The organism is Fodinibius sp. SL11 (assembly GCF_052060035.1).
Lineage (GTDB): Bacteria > Bacteroidota > Rhodothermia > Balneolales > Balneolaceae > Fodinibius.
This window is the reverse complement of the sequence record NZ_JBPOEA010000001.1, coordinates 606775-628000: the sequence shown is the minus strand read 5'-3', so window position 1 is coordinate 628000 and position 21226 is coordinate 606775. Positions and strand designations below refer to the sequence as shown.

Here is a 21226-nt window from a genome sequence, read left to right as displayed (position 1 = left end):
GTTGAAAAATTTATCCTACATATCATTAGTACTATTTTTGCTCTTCTTTTTGGGATCCTGCACCAGTGCCCGCTGGACCGTGAAAGAGAAGGAATCTATTGACCAATCGGATTATGAGGTTGTAGAAGAAAAGTACTTTTTACAGCAAAGTGGAGAAGTAACATCCGGAACCCCGCTTTTGTCGTTAGAGCTTTTATCTGAAACCCATTACGAGTACACGCAACGTGTATTGATGGAACGTAATATACAAGATTATAAGTTACGGCCGGGGACCACAGCACTTGGTATTGGAGGAGCAGCAATGGCTTTTTATTTAGCTAATCTTGCTGACTTTGGCAGTCATTCATCACCTACAAAAAAATGGACGCTAAATGGGATGGGTGCCTTAATGCTCGCATCCGGATTTTTGAATATGAAGCCTGTCGGTGATCCGCGTCCTACAGGAGAAGAACGCTACCTACGGAGTACCGGCACTGCCGTGGAAATCGATACTGTGAAAGCCGATGCCGAAATAGATACCTCCGCTTCTGTTTATATCCTTTATAATGATCTGATTATATTTGAGGAACATAATCAGGATATTACCGAGGGAGCTTTGAATATTCCAATTGGAAACATCCTGAATAATTTAAAACTGTCAGGGCAGGGGCCCGGCAGTGCCAGGGTCGAAGTACTTTTTGCCGATTCATTGTATTGGTATAATTATCCCATTGATACGGTTTTAGAACCGTATGCCGTCGTTAATAAACAACTGACAGCTTTGCGCAACAGTCCGCAGGAGAACGCCGATAATGTTCTTGCAGATCTTGTAGAGGGTAGTCAACTTAAGATCGACAGCATCGAGGACGAGTGGTACAAGGTTTTGTATGGGATATCTGAAACCTACATCAAAAAATCGGATGCCAGTATTATTTGGCGATCAGAAGATTATGAGATTGAAGACCAGCTTGTAACCGTACCCCGGGTACCCTTTGGCGAAATTGATGTAGAAAGCAATATCCCCATGTTGCGCGATGAAAACCCCAATGCAATAGCACTATTGCTGATTAATCAGAACTATAATGATACGCTTGGCGAACGTAATTATGCGCTGCGGGACGGGCGCCTGATGCGTACCTATCTTCAAAATGCCTTAGGGTATTCCGAAGACAATATTTATCAATTAGCTGATATCAGCAGCAGCGATAGCCTAAATACATTGCTTTCATCACTGCAGAAAACGGCGAATGATAGTACCGAACTTTTCGTGTACCTAAGCGGATACGGAAGTGTTGATAAACAAAAAGATCAATTTCGACTGCATTATTTAAATACATCTTCCGAAAATAAGTCAGACTCTACCATAGCATTATCCGATCTATATCGACGAATTGGAGAGATCCCCAGCCAAAAAACATTGGTATTGAGTGATATTGATTTTGTCCGTGGTAGCCGCGGTAAGTCCTTTTCTGAAAATGAGATGCGTCAAATTATAGAAAATAATGTTTCGCCTTTATTGTTGCGAAATCCCAACAGTTCTGTATTGATGGGTTCCCAGCTAAATAATGCTTCCCGTTTATTCATGTCCGCAAAAGGGGAAGATAAAAAGCATCATATCTTTCCATACTTCTTTGCAAAGGCACTGCAACAGCGTAGAACTGTGCTTTCGGACATCTATCAATACCTTGAGCGCAATGTTTCCTACACCTCGCGGCGACTCTTTGACCATCCCCAGGACCCACTCTTACTTGGCAATACCCAACTTAATTTAGCAGCAGAATAATGGCTTATGTATTCCTGGCATTAAGCTCGGCATGCTCGCTTACCATTGCCCATCTTTTAAAAGTTACCGAAAGTCAAAACCTGCGGACTCTAAATACCCTCACGGTCAATTATATTGTTGCAGCTATTTTTGCTTTTTTTGTAGGATTTGAGGGGGATTTCGTTTCTACCTTTGTCAATCATTCATCTATTCTACTGTTCTTTTGTGTCGTTGTTGGTGCCTTTTTTATTGGTAACTTTGTTACTTACAGTAAGTCAGTTCATACCAATGGGGTGGGGATCACTATTGCAGCTATGCGATTATCATTACTGATTCCAGTTTTGATCTCCATATACTGGTATGCGGAATATTTAAGTGGACTTAAAATAGTGGGAATTATTGGCGTGTTCGGGGCTATGCTGTTACTCATTCCCAAAAAGAATGATATTAAAATTGGTTCCATAAGTGCGTCCTGGCTGTTGATATTAACCTTTGTGTTATCCGGTTTTGCGGATGCTTCACTCAAAATCTACGAAGAGGAGTTTAGCACCAACCTTAATGAGCTCACCTTTATGGGGCTTGTATTTTCAGGAGCTTTTGCTATTGGATTGATTATCAACCTGTTTAGAAAGGCACCGCTTATCACAAAAAAAGAAGCAATTCTGGGTGCAATTATTGGCATTCCTAACTTATATTCCTCAATTTTTTTAATTTATGCGCTCGGTGATATCAGCGGATCCATTGCTTATCCCACCGTGAACGTTTTAAACGTGTTGGGCGGTACTTTTTTGGGGTTATTAATTTGGAATGACAAGGTTTCTACTAAACAGTGGATTGGAATTGCAACTGCGGTTATTGCCATTACACTTTTGATATAATTATTAGACGCTATGGAGATAGAAATTATTAATAAAATCCGTGAACGGGCATCAAAGAAGAATCAAACGACTGTCTTTCCCGAAGCCAAGGATCCCCGTGTATTGAAGGCCGCTTCGTATTTGGTTGAGAAACAGATATGTGAAGTCTTGTTGTTAGGAAACAAGAAAGAAATTCTTGCTCTTCATAAAAATGAAGTGAGTGAATTTTCAACAGATCTGTCTGGTTTCTTTGTTGATGAAGACTTTAATAAAAATTCTTTGGTGGATCACCTGCATGAAAGAAGGAAACATAAAGGGACCTCACGAAAAGAAGCTGCACAGATGCTTAAAGATCCGCTGTATCTGGCAGCAACATTGGTGGCGACGGGAGCCGCCGATGGAGCCGTGGCTGGGTCTATAGCTACTACCGGAGAAGTGATCAGAGCTGCTATTCACAGCATTGGTCTTCGGGAGGGTAACAATACCGTTTCCAGTACCTTTTTGATGGCCCTCGAAAATCAGCCCCCGCTGACCTACGCCGACTGTGGGGTCGTTCCATATCCTGATCTCGAACAACTTGCTGACATTGCTATTGAATCGGCCCGCACCCATCAACGGCTGACCCAGAAGGAGGCCAGAGTAGCTATGCTTTCATTTTCGACCAAAGGCAGTGCCAAACATGAACGCACTGAACTGGTTGTAGAAGCTACAAATCTCATTAAACATAAAGCGCCGGAAATTACAATAGATGGTGAGTTGCAGTTTGATGCCGCTTTTGTTCCTGAAGTATCAAAACGAAAAGCACCGGGCTCTCCACTAAAGGGTCGCGCGAATGTATTTGTATTTCCCAACTTAGATGCAGGGAACATTGCCTATAAAATTACCGAACGTCTTGCAGGGGCTTCCGCAACAGGACCGATTTTGCAGGGGCTTACCAAACCTATGATGGATCTTTCCCGAGGCTGCAATTGGCAGGATATTGTGAATGCTGCCTGCGCAGCTATATTGATGGGAGAATAATAGTTTTTATACCTCTGCTAAGAAGTTGTCATAAATGCTTCCTATCAAAGCAATAGCATCTTTCGATTGGTAAAAATGACAATTGAATATCATTTTTCATGCATTAGAAATGAACTTGGCAAGTATATAGAAGTGGCTGAATTAAGTTTAAGTTACATCCAATAATCCTTATATTTGAGGCTCTACTCGAGGAGCTGATTAATGGATTAAAGATCTTTACTTAGAATTAATCCAAATTTAGTTTCCGAACGTTAAAATTTGTTCTACTGTTTATTTAACCGAACTGCTGAAATCGTAAATTTACCGCAATAATTTCTTATGAGTGAAACTGAAGCACTTGAATCCATGGTTGGTGGTGAATATAAATATGGCTTTACCACCGATGTGGAATATGAAGATTTCCCAAAAGGCATAAATGAGGATATCATTCGGGAAATTTCTCGTCGCAAAGACGAACCCGAATGGGTATTGGAATTCCGTCTTGAAGCTTTTGAAAAATGGAAGCAGATGGAAGAACCTGACTGGCCCAATGTTGAGTATGAGAAACCTGATTTTGATAATATTCAATATTATTCTTCGACAAAGAAGAAAGACGGCAAGAAACCGGAAAGTCTGGAAGATGTTGATCCACAGATTCTGGAAACCTATGAAAAACTTGGAATCCCTCTCGAAGAACAGAAACAACTGCAGGGTATAGCGGTGGATGCGGTTTTTGACAGTGAATCCATCTTTACGACTTTCAAGGAAAAGCTTGCTGAAGCGGGAGTGATTTTTTGCTCTATTTCAGAAGCCATTCAAGAGCATCCCGAAATTGTTAAGGAATATTTGGGAACGGTGGTACCCAAAGGCGATAATTTTTACGCGGCTTTAAATTCCGCAGTATTTTCTGACGGATCGTTTGTGTACGTTCCCGAAGACACGGTTTGTCCGATGGAACTTTCTACGTATTTCCGTATAAATAATATGCAATCGGGACAATTTGAGCGTACGCTCATTATCTGTGAGGATAACAGCCATGTAAGTTATCTCGAAGGCTGTACGGCGCCAATGTACCAAGAAAATCAGCTTCATGCAGCTGTTGTTGAGCTGGTAGCTCTCGAAGATGCTGAAATTAAATATTCGACCATTCAAAACTGGTACTCCGGTGATAAAGAAGGGCAGGGCGGTATCTTTAACTTCGTTACCAAACGAGGCCACTGCCGAGGAGATAATTCAAAAATTTCCTGGACACAGGTTGAGACCGGTTCTGCTATTACCTGGAAGTACCCAAGTGTAATACTGAAAGGGGATAATTCAGTTGGTGAGTTTTACTCTGTTGCGGTAACAAATAACCGTCAACAGGCTGATACCGGTACAAAGATGATTCACTTGGGTAAAAACACCAAGAGCACCATTATTTCGAAAGGTATTTCTGCCGGTGAGTCGAACAATAGTTATCGTGGCTTGGTAAAAATTAGTCCCCGGGCCGATGGAGCACAAAATTATTCTGTTTGTGACTCGATGTTAATTGGTCAAACCTGTGGGGCACATACTTTCCCATATATTGAATCCGCCAATCCAACGGCAAAAGTTGAACACGAGGCATCTACCAGCCGTGTTGGTGAAGATCAAATCTTTTATTTACAGCAGCGCGGAATGGACGAGGACGATGCTATCTCGCTCATTGTTAATGGATTTGCCAAAGAGGTATTACAAGAGCTGCCGATGGAGTTCGCCGTTGAGGCTGACAAATTGCTCGGCATTAAGCTCGAAGGCAGTGTAGGTTAACAGATCAGATAACTTTTTAATTAAAATATTAGAGGAATAAGGTAAAGTGTTAGAAATTAAAGATTTACATGTTTGCGTAGAGGAAGAACCATCAGAAAAGATCCTTAAAGGAGTTAATTTGACAATCAAAGACGGTGAGATCCATGCTATTATGGGTCCCAACGGAAGCGGTAAAAGTACGCTTTCGAAGGTTGTCGCAGGCCATGAAGCTTATGAAGTAACTCAGGGCGACATCCTGTACAACGGCGAAAGTATTCTTGAACTTGAAGCGGATGAGCGTGCTCACTTGGGCATTTTCCTCGCTTTCCAATATCCCGTTGAAGTTCCCGGCGTAACTAATAAAAACTTGCTTCGACAGGCGTACAATACAATCGCCCAAGAACAAGGGCGCGAAGAGTTGGATCCTCTGCAGTTTGAGGATTACGCTCGAGAAAAGCTGGAACTCGTTGACATGAAAGAAGAGTTTCTTGATAGAAGTGTGAATGCCGGATTCAGTGGCGGTGAGAAAAAGCGAAATGAGATCTTCCAGATGGCGGTATTAAATCCCAAACTTTCGTTTTTGGATGAAACTGATTCTGGACTTGATATCGATGCGCTTAAAATTGTAGCTAACGGGATTAATCAGATTTCGAACGAAGATAATGCTGTTGTTCTTGTCACACACTATCAGCGTATCCTTGATTACGTGACTCCAGATTATGTTCACGTAATGATTGACGGTAAGATTGCCAAGTCGGGAGATAAAGATCTGGCCATCAAGCTTGAAGAGGAAGGTTACGACTGGTTAAGCGAAAAGGCATCAGTACTGTAAACGGAGAATTGTCATAATCAAATGGGAAAAGTGAAACAACAAAAAGAACGCACGTTTTTACAAGACTTACTTAACTTTCAAGGTTCACTGAACGGTAAATCTAAATTTTTAGACGAGGTACGCCTCAAAGGGGCCGAGGAGGTCAAAAATATTCCTTTCCCTACCAAGAAACTGGAAGACTGGAAGTTTATTAGTCTTCGAGATCTGTATAAAGATTCCTATGAGCTGGTTTCTGACCTGAATGTGGATGTCCCGGATATCAGTGAGCATTATTTGCCGGAAAGTAAGGGAGCCCGGATGGTGTTTATCAATGGATCTTTCTCTGCAGAACATTCTTCCACGGATGATCTGCCCGAAGAAGTTGTTATCGGAAATATTGCAGGGTTAGCCGAAGAAGACAATGATCTTCTCAAAGAACATCTCAATAAATACGTTGAGAATAATTTTGAGGAAGACATATTCAGCTCCTTTAACAAAGCATTTTTGAAGGATGGCGTTTTTGTTTACGTCCCAGAGGGAATGACTGTTGATACTCCGTTGCACTTTTTATTTGTGCAAACTGATGCTGATACCAACTATTTTACCACCTCGCGCAGCGTTGTGGTTGCGGATAAAGGATCTGAAGTAACCATAGTTGAAGATCATGTTGGATTAGGAGATAATAAATATTTTAATCTTCCGGTTGTTGAGGTGAATGCCGCAGAGGAATCCTACGTAAAGCATACCAAGATTCAGCGCGACAGCAAGGAAGCAATTCACATAGCGCGCACAGCGGCTTTTGTGCACCACCACGCCAACTATGAGTCGTATACCATCACACGAGGAGCAAAGCTCTCACGCAACGAGCCGCGTATTTCTCAACGTGATGAAGAAGTAGAATTTACGGTAGATGGTCTCGTACTTATTGATGGAGATCAGGTTTCTGACACGCACTCGGTAATGGATCACCGCTTTTCGCACTGTGAGAGTCACCAGTTGCATAAGTGTGTAATTAACGGCAATGCGCATTCGGTATTCAACGGAAAGATTTTTGTCCGCAAGGATGCCCAGAAAATTGATTCTTTCCAGGAGAATCGTAACCTCTTGCTCTCTCGAAAGGGTTTGGTAAACACCAAGCCACAGTTGGAGATTTTTGCTGATGATGTTGTTTGCACACACGGTGCTACCGTAGGACAACTGGAAGAAGATGAACTCTTTTACCTTAAGAGTCGTGGACTGAATGAGCAACAAGCTCGTGAAATGCTTATTTACGCTTTCGCACTCGAAACAATTGAAAACATAACCGTTGATTCGGTTCAGGATCTGCTTGTTGATGAAGTTCACAGATTCACTGAGAATCAGCTTGATTCTAAATTAACCGTATAAATGGCTTAATAATGGCTGAAGCTGTAATACAATCAAAGTCGAATGTGGATTTTCAGCGCATTCGAGAACAATTTCCTGTCCTTTCGCAACAGATAAAGGGGCAAACGTTGGTTTATCTTGATAATGCAGCTTCCAGCCAGATGCCTTCCCGCGTTGCAGATCGGATAGATGCTTACCAGCGTAATGAGCATGCTAACGTCCACCGGGGTATTCATACGCTCAGCCAAAAAGCTACTGATGCTTATGAGTTGACGCGAAAGAAAGTACAACGTTTTATTAATGCCGGTCATAAAGAAGAAATTATCTACACAACCGGTACTACCGATTCAATTAATCTTGTAGCGAACAGCTTTGGCGATCGTTTTATTGGGGAAGGAGATAAAATCCTGATCTCTGAGGTTGAGCATCATGCTAATATTGTTCCATGGCAGATGGTTGCCGAAAGGAAGGGGGCGAAAATAAATGTTATCCCTGTTGATGACCACGGTGATATTATTTGGGATAAATATGTAGAACTTCTCACCGATAACACTGCTATTGTTGCAGTGGGGCATGTTTCCAACGCTTTAGGGACTGTTCATCCTGTCAAAAAGATGATATCAGAGGCGCATAAACGGGATATCCCTGTCATGGTAGATGGGGCACAAGCCGTTCCACATACGCCGGTCGATGTTCAGGATTTAGATGCCGATTTTTATGCTTTTTCTGCTCATAAAATGTGCGGCCCTACCGGCTTTGGAATCCTGTATGGTAAGAAGAAATATCTTAATGAGATGCCCCCATATCGCGGTGGCGGTGATATGATTGATAAGGTTTCTTTTGAAGAAACAACGTATAATATCACTCCCTACAAGTTTGAAGCTGGTACACCGCCTATTGCAGCCGGAATTGGATTCGGTGAAACGATTTCTTTCTTAGAAGAAATTGGGATGCCAAATATTGCCGAACAAGAACGAGAGCTGCTCGAATATGGAACTCAAAAACTCAATGCTGTTGAGGGTATTCGTATCATTGGTACAGCTAAAGAAAAAGCTTCGGTTTTATCTTTTGTCCATGAAGATATTCATGCTACGGATATAGGCACGATATTGGATCAACAAGGAATAGCCATACGCACCGGCCACCATTGTGCACAACCGACGATGCGTAGGTTTAACGTGCCCGCTACGGCTCGAGCTTCACTTTCTTTCTATAACAATAAAGAGGACATTGATCGGCTTATAAAAGGAATTAAAAAAGCGATTTCTATCTTCCAATAGTTTCAATTTGGAGCTGTGAATTGAACTAATATATATTTATATTCATTCTAAATAGTGAAATATTAAAAGCTATTAGACTAAACTATTATGCCTAAGATTAAAGAAATTGAGCGTACACCAAATCCCGACGCCATGCGTTTTGTGTTGGGTGAAGCACTGACCAATGGTGTTACTAAATCGTATGAAAATGCATCTGATGCAGAAAATGATGAACTGGCATCGGCGCTTTTCTCTATTGATCACGTGATCAATGTCTATTATGTGGATAAGTACGTAACTGTAACTCAAGACGGTGATGCGGTATGGTCCGAACTTCTTCGTCAATTAGCTCCACCTATTCGTGAGGCAACTCCTCAAAATGATGCCGTGGAAGATGAAGAAGTGCATGCCACTAAAGAAGTGCAGGAGACCGATGATCCACGACTGCAGGAAATTAACAAAATGCTGGATGAACAGGTTCGTCCATATTTGTTAGCTGACGGTGGTGGACTTAAGATACTCGGTCTTGACGGCAATCGCCTTAAAGTACATTATCAGGGCGCCTGTGGAACCTGTCCCACCGCAACAAGCGGTACATTATACGCCATCGAAAGTATGGTTAAACGCATTGACCCTGAAATTCAGGTCGTCTCTGTATAATTAGTAAGCACTCTTTCCAATATGTCCATTTCCATCACAGATCGCGCAGCGCAACGTATTAAGCAGATTCGCGAAGAGCAGGAGATTGCTTATGATGCGATGCTACGGGTAGGCGTTGTAAGTGGTGGATGTTCTGGACTTACTTATGACCTGGAATTTGATACTAATCCTGATAATACTGATGATGAAGATCAGCAGTTTGAAGATAAGGGCATAAAGTTGGTTGTTGACATGCGTAGCTTTTTATACCTCTCGGGAACGGAACTTGATTATACAGATGGATTAGAAGGAGAAGGGTTTCATTTTCATAATCCGAATGCCAATCGCACATGCTCGTGTGGAGAATCATTTTCAATTTAAGTTATGGCTACCGACACAAAAGGCGAAATTGTAAATAAGGTTAAGCAGTCTGATAAGCTGGTTACCATCGATCTACAAAAATATTATGATGAGAACCCCAGAGCTGAACTTGACCTTAAGCAATTCCTTTTCAAGGGAATGATTCTGAAAGAGCAGGATTTTCGAGATCAACTGGAAGATTTTAACTGGAGTCAATTTGAAGGACAATATGTCGGGATATATTGTTCTACGGATGCCATCATATCCAAGTGGGCCTATATGCTTGTAGGACAACACCTTGCCGGAAAAGCTAAGGAAGTATTTAAGGGGCAAAAAGAAGACATGCTTTTTGAGCTGTATCGGCGAAGGCTGGATGATATCGACTGGAGTAGTTACAAAGATAAGTTTGTAATACTTAAAGGGTGTACGAGTAAAGAAAAACAAGTCCCTGAAAGTGTTTATCTTTATGCTACGCAAAAGCTTATACCATATGTAAAGAAGTTGATGTACGGGGAAGCCTGTTCCAACGTCCCGGTTTATCGCGTATAGTTTTTACCAAATCTTTGGAAGCCCTCATTCCGATTCTTACCTTCACAGAAAGCAATTTTTAACGAACGATGATTTACTGTGTACGCATTAGTTACCGGAGCCTCTCGTGGAATTGGAAAAAGTATCACCAAATCGCTTTTAAAAGAGGATTTCAAAGTTATTGGCACGGCCCGATCTTCTGAGTTTCCCAAAAATTTTACTCAAAATGACAATTTTGAGTCGTTGTACGTTGATTTAGCAGACCCCGTAGCCGTTAAAAAGACTATAAAACCAATATTTGATCGCGATGAGGTTCCCAATGTACTTATAAACAATGCCGGTATTTTTATGGAGTCCGGCTTTGAAAAGAATGATGAAACCTGGCTTCAGAAGTGGGATAAAACTATGCAGGTGAATCTTCGAGCTCCTGCTTTGATCTCAAAATGGGCTTTAAACCGCTGGGTAAAAGAGGAGGAAGGCTATCTTATCAATGTATCTTCCAGGGCGGCCTACCGAGGCGACACACAAGAATACTCCGCTTATGCAGCCTCCAAAGGTGGACTTGTAGCATTTACAAAAAGTGTAGCACGAGACTTTGGTAAAAAAGGAATATCAGCTTATTCGATTGCACCTGGTTTTATTAAAACTGATATGGCTATTGATTCAATAGAGGTTTATGGTGAAGAATATTTAACCCAGGGCATGGCGTTTGATGAAATTACTTCCCCTGATGAAGTGGGTGAACTGGTGGCTTTCCTTGCCAGCGGTAAAGTGCCCCACATGACAGGATCGACCTTTCATATTAATGGTGGAAGCTACATGATTTAATTATGAGTATTAAAGATCGCAAGAAAGATCATGTTGAGCTCACCGCAAAAGCGGATATGAGTTATCAAATCCCAACCGGATTTGAAAAATATTATTTTGCTCACAACGCACTTCCCGAGATAAATGTCGATGAAGTTTCAACAAAAGCCACATTGCTCAACAGAAAGTTTTCATTCCCCCTTTTTATTTCCTCGATGACAGGAGGATATACCGATGGAGAAGCAGTAAATGCTATTATTGCGGAGTTTTGCGAGAACAATAATTTACCTTTTGGAGTTGGTAGTCAGCGTGCGATGCTCGAAGAGCCTGATACGACTTCTTCATTTTCTATTGTACGAAAAAAAGCCCCCAACGCTTTTATTGCTGCAAATATCGGAGGTGCTCAATTGGTTGGGGGATTATCAAAAGAGAAAACAGACCTGCTCATAGATTCTATCGAAGCCGACGCGGTGATTGTCCATTTAAACCCTCTCCAGGAGATTATGCAGCCGGAAGGGGATCGTGATTTCAGAGGAATTGAGCAAGGTATTGCACAACTTTGTGAGGATACGGAGCTTCCCATAATAGTTAAAGAAACTGGGGCAGGGGTCTCTGCAGAAGTGGCTAAGCGATTACTTGATGCCGGTGTCAAAGTCATTGATGTTGCCGGAGCAGGCGGAACCAGCTGGGCGAAAGTTGAAAACGAGCGCGCATCAAATAACAATCCGGATAGCGATTTCAACAACTGGGGGATTCCAACCTTGGAATGTGTCAAACAATTGAAGAATCTTAAGCAGGAGTATGATTTTGAACTCATAGCTTCTGGAGGTATTCGATCAAGTCATGACATTGCCAAATCGTTATGCCTGGGTTCTGATTTTGCTGCTTCTGCACAACCTGTAATTAAAGCAGTAATAAATAAAGGGTACGAAGGATTAGAAAAATTATATCAAAACTGGAAAAAGCAGCTCGTAACCATTCTCACCTTACTGGGATGTGAATCACCATCAGAATTAACCGCCAAGCACCTAAAAGTGAAAAGATAACAGCAACAATATGTTCCTGTGAATTACTTATATTTGGTCTTTTGAAAAATCAGCATTAAAGAGTTTGAATATTACTGAACGACAACAAAAACTTTCTGACCTCATAGATAAAAAGCTGGCAGAACTAAACCTGCCACAAGAGCCGTCTTTACTCTATGATCCTGTACGATATACGCTTGAATTAGCCGGCAAACGCATACGTCCATATTTAACATTGGTAGGTTGTGGCATTTGCAACGGAGATGTTGAAGAAGCATTGCCCGCAGCGCTGTCCATCGAACTTCTTCATAACTTTACGTTGTTACACGACGATATCATGGACCGGGCAGATACCCGAAGGGGCGAACCCAGCGTTTTTAAAAAATGGGATTCTAATACGGCTATTTTATCCGGTGATGCAATGTATGCCAAGGCGTTTAAGCAACTGCAATATTATGGTCAATCAGACTTTTACAGTAAGAAGCAGTATAAAACAATACTCGATATCTTTCTAAAAAGTGCTGAAACGGTTTGTGAGGGACAGGCTTATGATCTTATGTTTGAAGATCAATCGGATGTAAGTATTCAGCAATATCTTCAAATGATTGAAGGTAAAACCGCGGCACTAATCAGTGGAGCTTTGGCAATAGGAGGAGCCGTTGCGGGAGAGGACGATTCTATTCTTGAGGAACTTCGCTTTGTTGGTAAAAAGGCTGGTATTGCTTTTCAAATCCAGGATGATTTGCTTGACGCTATTGCCGACCCCGAAAAATTTGGGAAAAAGAAGGGGGGCGATATTATTGAAGGCAAAAAAACATATCTAACACTGCTTGCCTTGGAGCGATGTAATAATCAGCAGCAAAAACAGTTAAAAAAGACACTGGTAGATCAAAAAAGTAGCCCCGAGGATGTCGATAATGTTATTGGAATTTATCGTGAATTAGATATTATTAGAGACACTAAAAATGCCGTTCAGTACCATTATCAAGAAGCGATGGAACATTTGGAACGGTTTGATGATTCGGAGTACAAAAAAGAAATTATCAATTTTTTTAATCACTTGATTTCTCGTGAATATTAAATCAGAAACAAAAATAATGCATAAGCTTTCTACTTTTACGTTTAAACTTTCTTGTCTATTAGTTGCTACATTAGTCTTTGCCTCCTGCAAAAACACTGACCGTATTCAAAGAGGGGATTCTCTGCAAGTTGCATTTAACAAAGCAATGGCGTTTTACGAGAAGGAAGACTATACCGAAGCTTCCGAGGCTTTTGAAACGGTTGTTCAGATTGCTCGAGGAACGGAATACGGGCAAGAAGCACAATTTTACTTGGCAGAATCTTATTATAACGATGAACGATATTTGTTAGCAGCTTCGGAATATGAGCGGTTTATTTCGCTTTTTCCCCGGGTGGAAAGGAGACAAGAAGCCCAGTTTAAGGAAGCATACTGTTATTATAAATTAAGTCCCCGGTATAAGCTCGACCAAAAATATACACGAAATGCGATAGAGAAATTTCAACTATACAACTCGCGTTTCCCAAATTCAGAAAAAGCTGATGAAGTTGGAAAGTACATTTCTGAAATGCGGACAAAGCTTGCCAAAAAGTTGTATCATTCTGCCGATTTATATCTGCGTACTGATCGGTATGAAGCAGCTATTATTTATTACGACTTAACGATTGATAAGTATCCGGAAACAGAGTGGGCTCAACGGGCTTTAGTGGATGAAATAGAAACCTATAATATTTATGCCGAACGCAGTGTTGCTTCTAAACAGCGGGAACGTTATCAGAAAGCGATTGAAGCATACGAAAAGTTCATTCAGCTTTTCCCAAATGGTAAATTCCGTCAACAGGCTGAAGAACTGGTTGATGAATCCCGATCAGCATTAGCCGAACTACCTGAGGAAGCACCCGTTGTTCAAGATAACGAGAATAATATTTCGAGTGAAGATATAAATACTGATACCCAGACAAATTCCAATCAATGACGGCTCTGAAAAGGAGCATAGGGATATTAGGGGGCAGTTTTGACCCTGTGCACAACGGGCATCTTTCTATTGCGGAATCATTTGAGAATTCTGGTTTAATAGATGAACTGTGGGTGCTTCTTACACCCGATCCACCTCATAAAAAAGGTAAGCCACAGGCTGCTTTTCAATCCCGTTTAAAAATGCTACGTGCAGCATTTTCGGGCTATGATAATATAAAAGTCAGCGATATTGAGCAGCAATTAACGAAACCTTCATATACCATTCAGACGCTTAGGTATATGAAGGATAAATACCCTGACTACTCCTTTTATTTGTGTATTGGCGGCGATTCACTTCAAAATTTCAAAAAATGGAAGGAGTGGCAAACAATTCTTAACTATTGTGACCTTCTGGTTGCTCAACGCCCTTCTGTAGATACAAAAAATATTGACCCATCTTTGAGAGATCATATTCATTTTGTTGATCATGAACCTGTACATATTTCATCTACCATGATCAGAAATGCAATTGCTAATGGAGATGATATATTAGATTTTGTTCCTTTATCCGTAAAACAAATAATAGCATCAAAACAACTTTACCGGGAGATAAATGATGAATAGAAAGGGATTTTTAAGACTTTTATCTACAGGAAGTATTGGAACGGCTCTTGCAAATACCAGCTTTAGTTCCTATGAAGATAACAGCTTTATCAAACCCAAGAAATTACAGGAAGGTGACACTATTGGGCTGATAAGTCCGGGGTTTATTTTACCAGATCCCAAGAAGTACGATGAAATTATTAAGCAAGTTAAAAAATTGGGATACAAGGTTAAGGAGGGGCCCAATGCACGTAACAAATATGGATATTTAGCCGGAACTGACAAAGAGCGGGCAGCTGATCTCAATGCCATGTTTGCCGACGATACTGTAGATGCTATTATGCCATTTAGAGGAGGATGGGGGTGCAATCGTATTTTACCATTCATCGATTTCGAAACTATTCGAAATAATCCAAAAATTTTGGTGGGTTATAGCGATATCACAACGCTTTTGGTATCTATTTTTGCTAAAACCGGTTTGATAACATTTCACGGGCCGGTGGGGAAATCTGAATGGACAGATTATACCACGCAAAGTTTCAAGCAAGTGCTTGGTGGGAAACTGAATCAATTTCATATTCCTGAAAAAGGCGTATGCGAAAGCTGTGATGAATTAGCTGTAATTACCCCGGGGCAGGCAACGGGAAAGCTTATAGGTGGTAATTTAAGCGTTTTGTCAGCGATGATGGGATCTGATTACCTGCCTGATTGGAATAACAGTATTCTCTTTTTGGAAGATGTGGGAGAAGATGTTTATCGACTTGATCGCATGCTGACGCAACTTAAATTAAATGGCGTGTTGGAGCGAATATCAGGATTTGTTTTTGGGCAGTGTATCTCATGTGAAATGTCAAGCGATCAAAGCCTGACCCTTAAACAGGTTTTTGATGATCATATTAAACCCCTTGATGTTCCTGCTTTCTCGGGAGCAATGATCGGCCATATTGATAACATGATTACTTTGCCGGTAGGATTATCTGTGCAAATGAATGCTAAAAAAGGAATAATTAAACTAAAAGAAAGTGCGGTAAGGTAATTGCGTATGTCAGGGCAGGGATAGATATTTCCGCAATATCCATTCGCTGCACAAAAAGATTATTACCAGGAAAAACCAACCCCAATGCTGATAGAGATAAAAGAAATTTGTTTCAACTTTTTCCTTGCGATCTAAGAGTCCTTTTTCTTCTAACTGATTCCAGAATCCTCCAACTGAATCAAACGGAAAGTATTGGCCCCCTGTATTTCGAGCAATTTGATTGAGGATCTGGTCGTTCCTGTTGACATCAATAAACTCTGCATTTGAAGCACTTACCGAAAACTCTCCACGCTTGGTAGCCAAGGTTCTGTCACCTTTCTGTGCCGTAGCTTCAAAAGAGTAAATACCTTCGGCTAAAGGTGGTATATTCAGGCGGTAATTTCCATTACCCATATTCTCCATGGAATACATGCGGTTATCTGCCGTATCGGTTCCAATAGAAATAGCTATATTTGCTTCCGATTCATTCTCACCTCGTTCATTCTTAAGATAAGCATCAATAATGATTGGGTCTGAACTTGAAAAAGAGTCTTGTTGAGGTTGTACATCAAGTAATTGGTCATCGGGATCGGTAACGGCCCAGCTTATCATGTTTTGCCAGAGCTGTTTTGCAAACTCCCGTGTTTGTGGATTTTGATTTTGCTGGAAACGATACCAGTTATAAGCTGTTACAAAAAGGTGACGTTTGTTTCCCATTTGATGGGTTGCAATTACAGGTTTTTGGATAGATTCCCCGCGATAACGGCTGCTAAATAACATGGTCGCGTAGCCGGCAGTGCGAATATTTTCTGTTGGGCCTGTTAGACTGGGAAGCTGATCAAACGTTACAGCTGGGAGCTCTGTAATAGGGTGTCCGGCGTTTTCAGATTCAAGACGAAGGGAGATTTGGCTGTAATTCAATGGGCCGGTAATGGAAACAGGTAGCTCCAAAATATTTTGTTCAAACTGTTGAACATTAAACCGCGGGGTAAAAGCAATAATTAAGGGAATCTCATCGCCCAACGTTTTAATTTCATCTTTTACACTTGCAGGTAAGCCTGTTTGGGGATAACCATGAATGACTACAAGGTCCAGTGAATCTGTTACCGAAGATAAATTTCCCTCTATAAAATTATTCCCTGTAAGCCATGTTCGGTTTATAAGTTCTACATTTTCATCTTTTAATAAGAGTGATCGAATAAACCGTACATCGGGATGTACTTCCAAAGCTATCGACAGTATGTGCTGTTTCGCATCCTTTACATCTACCGTAAAACGTTGGGTATTGTTGGCTTCCGTCCATTCATTGCTGAGCACAGGAACGTGAATCTGATATTGCTGAAGGCCTTCTTGGTCAAGTAAAAGATCAAAACTCACCTCTTGGCTGCTATTCCTTATTTTGGGAGTAATGATTTCTTTCGATAGTACTTGGTCTCCTTTTTTGAGCTCAACAGGAATGGTGTTTCCTTCAAAGCCTTGACTATTTATGGATGCCGTTACCGTTTGGGTGCTGTTTAAATACCCACTGGAATTAGTTGATACTGATGAAACCAACACATCTTGCTGAAAAGTTGTATCGCCCAAGCCAATTGAGAAAACAGGAATATTAATATCAGAAGTCTCATAGATGGGATTTTTCCCTTTCGTATAGATTCCATCGCTTATAAATATTGCTGCGGTCGCCTCATTCTGATTAAACCTGATTGCTTCAATCCCGGCCGTAAGGTTTGTCTGGTCTTCATCAAATGTAAGGCTGTCGATATTTGTGGGCTCAACGTTGTTGCCTACTTTATAAAACTGATAATTGATATCATTAGCCCCGTCAAACCCAAGTTTCTGTAAGAGTTCAGTGTAACTTTGGCTCCCTTTGTAATCTCTTTTCTCAATTTGGGTACTTGCAGAATTATCAAGAAGTACTACAATATTGGCAGGATCATGATAGGTATTTTCTTTTTTTATAAAGGGGTTTATCAGTAGAAGAAGTAGAATAAAAAAAACACCGCTGCGCAGTAAAATAAGCGGATAGTAATAACGAGCACCGACTTTTTTTAGCGGGGTATACGACCACCAAGAGATAAAAAGGGTGCAGGCAAATATCAGGATATATACCCAAATGGGAAGCGATGCCTGGAATCCTTGGAAGATAAAGTCCACGATAATGGGATTTACATTTCGTCCAGCAGCATTTCAATAAGCTTGTCAGCTGTTAACCCTTCTGCCTCTGCTGCATAATTGTTGACAATACGGTGACGTAATACCGGTTTTGCAAGAGCCCTGATGTCTTCCTCAGAAACATTATATCGTCCCCGTGAAAGAGCTCGCGCTTTGCCACCCAGTACCAAATATTGAGAAGCACGCGGGCCGGCCCCCCAGCTCATGTATTTTTGAATAAATTCTGGAGCTATTTCGGATTGCGGACGAGTTTTGGTCACAAGTTCAACTGCTGATTTTAGCACCCCATCTGGTACGGGCACCTTGCGGACTAAATCCTGTAATTCAACAATCTGTTCAGCATTTAATACAGAATTTATTTCAGCCTCTCTAATAGAAGTGGTTTGACTTACAATATCTTGTTCCTCATCCAGGGAAGGATAATCCAGCCACAAATTAAACATGAAACGATCAAGCTGTGCTTCCGGCAAGGGATAGGTGCCTTCTTGTTCGATCGGATTTTGGGTAGCTAATACAAAAAACGGTGGTTCCAGTGGATAGGTATGTCCCGCCGCAGTAATATGAAATTCCTGCATCCCTTCGAGAAGAGCCGCTTGTGTTTTGGGCGGGGTACGATTAATCTCATCAGCCAAAACAATATTGGCAAAAATGGGACCTTTAACGAATTTAAAGCTCTTTTTACCCGTTTCTCGATCATCTTCAATTACTTCTGTCCCGGTAATATCACCGGGCATAAGATCAGGGGTAAACTGAATACGACTAAACCTGAGATTTAACGTCTGAGATACTGTCCTGATAAGAAGCGTTTTCGCAAGACCGGGAACCCCAATAAGTACACAATGGCCACGTGAAAAAAGGCAAATAAGAAGTTGGTCAAGAATCTCTTTTTGACCAACAATAACTTTGCCCACTTCTTTTCGAATCTTTTCAAAAGATTCCTGGAAAAAATCTACCGCCTCAATTGATTCCTCAGGTATTGTGCTCATATGGTCTATAAATTAATATTTTTGTAGCGCTCAGGAATCGTAATTTTATATTCCACGTACATATCTTCCCGCAAATCAGACAACAAGTTATTCATATACTTAGCCTGCTTTTCTTGTAAAGCAGCCTGTTTAATACGTGAATAATCTTGCTTTAAGTTGGCTCTGTGTTCCGCTATCCGTCTGTCAAGTCGAACAATACGAAAGGCGCGTTGCGAATTATTCTCTTCACCCATCGTAAATGATTTCGGCTCTGAAATATCTCCAACTTCATCCAATAAGAGCACAATTCGATACAAGGCAGGATCAAGCTGTTCAAGCGCAATAAGACGTTGACCCGTTTGTGGATTCAGCACACGGCCACCTTGAGGAGCCGTGTTAGGATCATCGGAATGGCGTCTGGCCATCTGAGCAAATGTTATCTCATCATTAGTCATAACAGAATCCCGAATTTGCATCAACTCATCCTTCGCTGCCTGATCGTCATAACTTTGGTCATCAACTCTGATAAGGATATGGTTGGTATCAATCTGGTCACCTTGACGCTTGTTGAGGCGAATAACGTGAAAGCCAAAGCTTGTTTCTACGACCTGAGAAATCTCTCCAGGTTCAAGTGCTGAAGCTGCAGCAGAATATTCAGCCACAAAATCATCCATCGACATCATGGGTAATTTACCGCCTGATGAAGATGAAGGACCATCACTATATTTTTTGGCCAATTCTTCAATCGTTTTGCCATGATTAAGTACCGAATCGCGCAACTGTTTAGCTAATTTTTGGGCTTCTGATCTGGCATTTTGCAAGGGTGGGGGTACCGAAACTATTTGTGATACTGCTACCTGCTCCGGAATCATTGGCAGAGAATCCTGGGGGATTTTGTTAAAATATTTTTCGACCTCAGGCCGAGTTATAGATACTTTACTCCGCTTTTGCTGCTGAAATTGTTGAACGATCATTTGCTCGCGATAATTCTCGCGTAAATCGGCCCTAATTTGAACAATGCTTTTCCCCATTTCTTCTTCAAGGGCTTGCTCGCTGCCAACCTGATTAATATAAGAGTTGATTTGCTGGTTAATTTGCTGATCAACTCTTTCATCGGAGACCGTAATGGAATCTCGCTTGGACTGGTCAAGCATTACATTACGATCGATAATGTTCTCTAACACCGTGTACCAAATTTCTTTACTAAACGATATTTGTTGATTCCGTTGCTGTTGAAGCTGCATCATATATTGTTGTACTTCTTGATCTACATCCGATTTTAATACGATGTGATCATTTACGACAGCAACAATTTGATCCAGCTTCTTGTTTGAAGGCTGATTTTGTGCTTGAGAAAAGAGAGGAGTTAATATTAATGAAACTACAAAAACGAGCAGTAAATATGCTTTATTCATTCGTTGAGTTGTTTTCAAGGGTATCTTGAAGCGTTGAATTTTGATTAGGTTTAGAAGGTAAAACGTTAAAAGTCTCTATTTCATTATTCGATTCGGCCTTAAGATAAAGATTCTTAACAAAGGAACTGAAATTTCGTTGCCGATTATTCAAAGTCATCCAATCTTTTATCTGTTCAATAAGCCATTCCAGGTTGGGATGGTTGCCCTCGGGTCTTGTATCGAGCAATTGTACAAAATGATATACCCCATTAACACGCTGGATAGGAGAAATTTCATTTTGACCAATAACCTTCAGGTATCGATTCATAATATCAATTCCTTGTGCAGCCATTGATATAGGCCAGTACTGATCAGATTCACTAATAACAGTTGAAGGATCGATAGCATAGGTACGAGCAACTTCAGGCCAAGGCACACCGTCTAAAAGATCCTGACGAGCATTGCGAGCTTCTTTAATTGTTTTTGTACGCAGATGTCGAAATTTTACAAAATCCTCTTCCAGTACAAATTGCTCTTTGTTCGCCTGATAATATGTTCGAGCCTCCTCATCTGTTATCTGCATGTCGCTATCATTAGAAGCCAACACATAGTCTTTCAGGGCTTGCCTCAGGATTTCCTGTCTTGCCCGCTCAATTTTCTGTTGTATTTCAGGTTTTTGGTGTAAATCAAGTCGTGTTGCTTCTTGCAGTAACAGTTGTTCCCGGATCCAGTTGTCGCGGTACTGCGTTAAAGCTTTTACACTATCTTCGGCTAAAACAGATTCAGGAATATTATCAACTGCTTTATCAATCGTTAAATATTCACTGCCGACACGGGCAAGCGCACCTTCGTTATGTTGATTTGTGGTTTGCTGACAAGAGGCAAGGAAGAATGTTATGCCTGTAGCAAGCAACAAATAATAAAGTAGATAATCAGAGCTCATA

At 41.1% G+C, this 21226-nt stretch carries 20 protein-coding genes; 16 read left to right on the top strand and 4 right to left on the bottom strand.

Features of this window, described 5'->3' with window-relative positions; translation table 11 throughout:
• Window position 1 precedes the first annotated feature (1 nt).
• From ACQ76V_RS02555 to ACQ76V_RS02480, 16 genes are all read left to right on the top strand, one after another.
• Window positions 2-1762 (top strand): caspase family protein, encoded by a 1761-nt coding sequence (locus tag ACQ76V_RS02555; RefSeq protein ID WP_440998895.1) that lies wholly within the window; start codon window positions 2-4, stop codon window positions 1760-1762.
• Entirely contained in the window at window positions 1762-2619 is an 858-nt protein-coding gene (locus tag ACQ76V_RS02550; RefSeq protein WP_440998894.1) for an EamA family transporter, read from the top strand. The genes ACQ76V_RS02555 and ACQ76V_RS02550 overlap by 1 nt, the downstream gene beginning before the upstream one ends.
• Window positions 2620-2631: 12 nt before the next feature.
• Window positions 2632-3618: a phosphate acetyltransferase gene (gene pta / locus ACQ76V_RS02545; RefSeq protein WP_440998893.1), complete on the top strand. Its 987-nt coding sequence runs from the start codon at window positions 2632-2634 to the stop codon at window positions 3616-3618.
• A gap of 318 nt (window positions 3619-3936) precedes the next feature.
• On the top strand, window positions 3937-5385 hold the full coding sequence (gene sufB, locus ACQ76V_RS02540; protein WP_440998892.1) for a Fe-S cluster assembly protein SufB: 1449 nt from the start codon (window positions 3937-3939) through the stop codon (window positions 5383-5385).
• A gap of 46 nt (window positions 5386-5431) precedes the next feature.
• On the top strand, window positions 5432-6196 hold the full coding sequence (sufC, locus tag ACQ76V_RS02535) for a Fe-S cluster assembly ATPase SufC (RefSeq protein WP_440998891.1): 765 nt from the start codon (window positions 5432-5434) through the stop codon (window positions 6194-6196).
• Between the two features lie 30 nt (window positions 6197-6226).
• Entirely contained in the window at window positions 6227-7561 is a 1335-nt protein-coding gene (gene sufD / locus ACQ76V_RS02530) for a Fe-S cluster assembly protein SufD (protein ID WP_440998890.1), read from the top strand.
• A gap of 11 nt (window positions 7562-7572) precedes the next feature.
• Window positions 7573-8820 carry an aminotransferase class V-fold PLP-dependent enzyme gene (locus tag ACQ76V_RS02525; protein ID WP_440998889.1) on the top strand — a complete coding sequence of 416 codons (1248 nt, stop codon included), beginning with the start codon at window positions 7573-7575 and terminating at the stop codon, window positions 8818-8820.
• Between the two features lie 87 nt (window positions 8821-8907).
• Window positions 8908-9459, top strand: coding sequence for a NifU family protein (locus ACQ76V_RS02520; RefSeq protein WP_440998888.1), 552 nt, complete (start codon window positions 8908-8910; stop codon window positions 9457-9459).
• Between the two features lie 21 nt (window positions 9460-9480).
• Complete coding sequence (locus ACQ76V_RS02515; protein WP_440998887.1) at window positions 9481-9819, top strand: HesB/IscA family protein; 339 nt, start codon at window positions 9481-9483, stop codon at window positions 9817-9819.
• 3 nt (window positions 9820-9822) lie between these two features.
• Entirely contained in the window at window positions 9823-10347 is a 525-nt protein-coding gene (locus ACQ76V_RS02510) for a DUF2480 family protein (protein ID WP_440998886.1), read from the top strand.
• Window positions 10348-10425: 78 nt separating this feature from the next.
• Window positions 10426-11154, top strand: a complete 729-nt coding sequence (locus ACQ76V_RS02505; protein ID WP_440998885.1) for an SDR family NAD(P)-dependent oxidoreductase — start codon at window positions 10426-10428, stop codon at window positions 11152-11154.
• A gap of 2 nt (window positions 11155-11156) precedes the next feature.
• On the top strand, window positions 11157-12179 hold the full coding sequence (gene fni, locus ACQ76V_RS02500; RefSeq protein ID WP_440998884.1) for a type 2 isopentenyl-diphosphate Delta-isomerase: 1023 nt from the start codon (window positions 11157-11159) through the stop codon (window positions 12177-12179).
• Between the two features lie 64 nt (window positions 12180-12243).
• Window positions 12244-13239 carry a polyprenyl synthetase family protein gene (locus ACQ76V_RS02495; RefSeq protein WP_440998883.1) on the top strand — a complete coding sequence of 332 codons (996 nt, stop codon included), beginning with the start codon at window positions 12244-12246 and terminating at the stop codon, window positions 13237-13239.
• Between the two features lie 16 nt (window positions 13240-13255).
• The gene (locus ACQ76V_RS02490; RefSeq protein WP_440998882.1) at window positions 13256-14152 is read left to right on the top strand and encodes an outer membrane protein assembly factor BamD; all 897 of its coding nucleotides are present in this window, start codon (window positions 13256-13258) and stop codon (window positions 14150-14152) included.
• Window positions 14149-14757 carry a nicotinate (nicotinamide) nucleotide adenylyltransferase gene (gene nadD / locus ACQ76V_RS02485; protein ID WP_440998881.1) on the top strand — a complete coding sequence of 203 codons (609 nt, stop codon included), beginning with the start codon at window positions 14149-14151 and terminating at the stop codon, window positions 14755-14757. The genes ACQ76V_RS02490 and nadD overlap by 4 nt, the downstream gene beginning before the upstream one ends.
• The gene (locus ACQ76V_RS02480; RefSeq protein WP_440998880.1) at window positions 14747-15772 is read left to right on the top strand and encodes a S66 peptidase family protein; all 1026 of its coding nucleotides are present in this window, start codon (window positions 14747-14749) and stop codon (window positions 15770-15772) included. Before nadD ends, ACQ76V_RS02480 begins: the two co-directional genes overlap by 11 nt.
• Before the next feature lie 9 nt (window positions 15773-15781).
• Here ACQ76V_RS02480 and ACQ76V_RS02475 read toward each other — a convergent pair whose 3' ends face one another.
• The 4 genes from ACQ76V_RS02475 to ACQ76V_RS02460 are packed head-to-tail and all read right to left on the bottom strand — an operon-like array spanning window position 15782 to window position 21225.
• A complete protein-coding gene (locus ACQ76V_RS02475; protein ID WP_440998879.1) occupies window positions 15782-17905 on the bottom strand; it encodes a vWA domain-containing protein in 2124 nt (707 codons plus the stop codon).
• Window positions 17906-17916: 11 nt separating this feature from the next.
• Entirely contained in the window at window positions 17917-18909 is a 993-nt protein-coding gene (locus tag ACQ76V_RS02470; protein ID WP_440998878.1) for an AAA family ATPase, read from the bottom strand.
• Window positions 18910-18914: 5 nt separating this feature from the next.
• Entirely contained in the window at window positions 18915-20303 is a 1389-nt protein-coding gene (locus tag ACQ76V_RS02465) for a peptidylprolyl isomerase (protein WP_440998877.1), read from the bottom strand.
• Window positions 20296-21225, bottom strand: coding sequence for a peptidyl-prolyl cis-trans isomerase (locus tag ACQ76V_RS02460; RefSeq protein ID WP_440998876.1), 930 nt, complete (start codon window positions 21223-21225; stop codon window positions 20296-20298). Before ACQ76V_RS02460 ends, ACQ76V_RS02465 begins: the two co-directional genes overlap by 8 nt.
• Window position 21226 lies beyond the last annotated feature (1 nt).

Bases quoted from the DNA above. Each gene is read 5' to 3' on its own strand.
- ACQ76V_RS02465 (WP_440998877.1), bottom strand. From the start codon at position 20,303: ATGAATAAAGCATATTTACTGCTCGTTTTTGTAGTTTCATTAATATTA.
- sufB (WP_440998892.1), top strand. From the start codon at position 3,937: ATGAGTGAAACTGAAGCACTTGAATCCATGGTTGGTGGTGAATATAAA.
- fni (WP_440998884.1), top strand. From the start codon at position 11,157: ATGAGTATTAAAGATCGCAAGAAAGATCATGTTGAGCTCACCGCAAAA.
- ACQ76V_RS02470 (WP_440998878.1), bottom strand. From the start codon at position 18,909: ATGAGCACAATACCTGAGGAATCAATTGAGGCGGTAGATTTTTTCCAG.
- ACQ76V_RS02480 (WP_440998880.1), top strand. From the start codon at position 14,747: ATGATGAATAGAAAGGGATTTTTAAGACTTTTATCTACAGGAAGTATT.
- ACQ76V_RS02460 (WP_440998876.1), bottom strand. From the start codon at position 21,225: ATGAGCTCTGATTATCTACTTTATTATTTGTTGCTTGCTACAGGCATA.
- ACQ76V_RS02490 (WP_440998882.1), top strand. From the start codon at position 13,256: ATGCATAAGCTTTCTACTTTTACGTTTAAACTTTCTTGTCTATTAGTT.
- ACQ76V_RS02520 (WP_440998888.1), top strand. From the start codon at position 8,908: ATGCCTAAGATTAAAGAAATTGAGCGTACACCAAATCCCGACGCCATG.
- pta (WP_440998893.1), top strand. From the start codon at position 2,632: ATGGAGATAGAAATTATTAATAAAATCCGTGAACGGGCATCAAAGAAG.
- ACQ76V_RS02550 (WP_440998894.1), top strand. From the start codon at position 1,762: ATGGCTTATGTATTCCTGGCATTAAGCTCGGCATGCTCGCTTACCATT.
- nadD (WP_440998881.1), top strand. From the start codon at position 14,149: ATGACGGCTCTGAAAAGGAGCATAGGGATATTAGGGGGCAGTTTTGAC.
- ACQ76V_RS02510 (WP_440998886.1), top strand. From the start codon at position 9,823: ATGGCTACCGACACAAAAGGCGAAATTGTAAATAAGGTTAAGCAGTCT.
- ACQ76V_RS02515 (WP_440998887.1), top strand. From the start codon at position 9,481: ATGTCCATTTCCATCACAGATCGCGCAGCGCAACGTATTAAGCAGATT.
- ACQ76V_RS02525 (WP_440998889.1), top strand. From the start codon at position 7,573: ATGGCTGAAGCTGTAATACAATCAAAGTCGAATGTGGATTTTCAGCGC.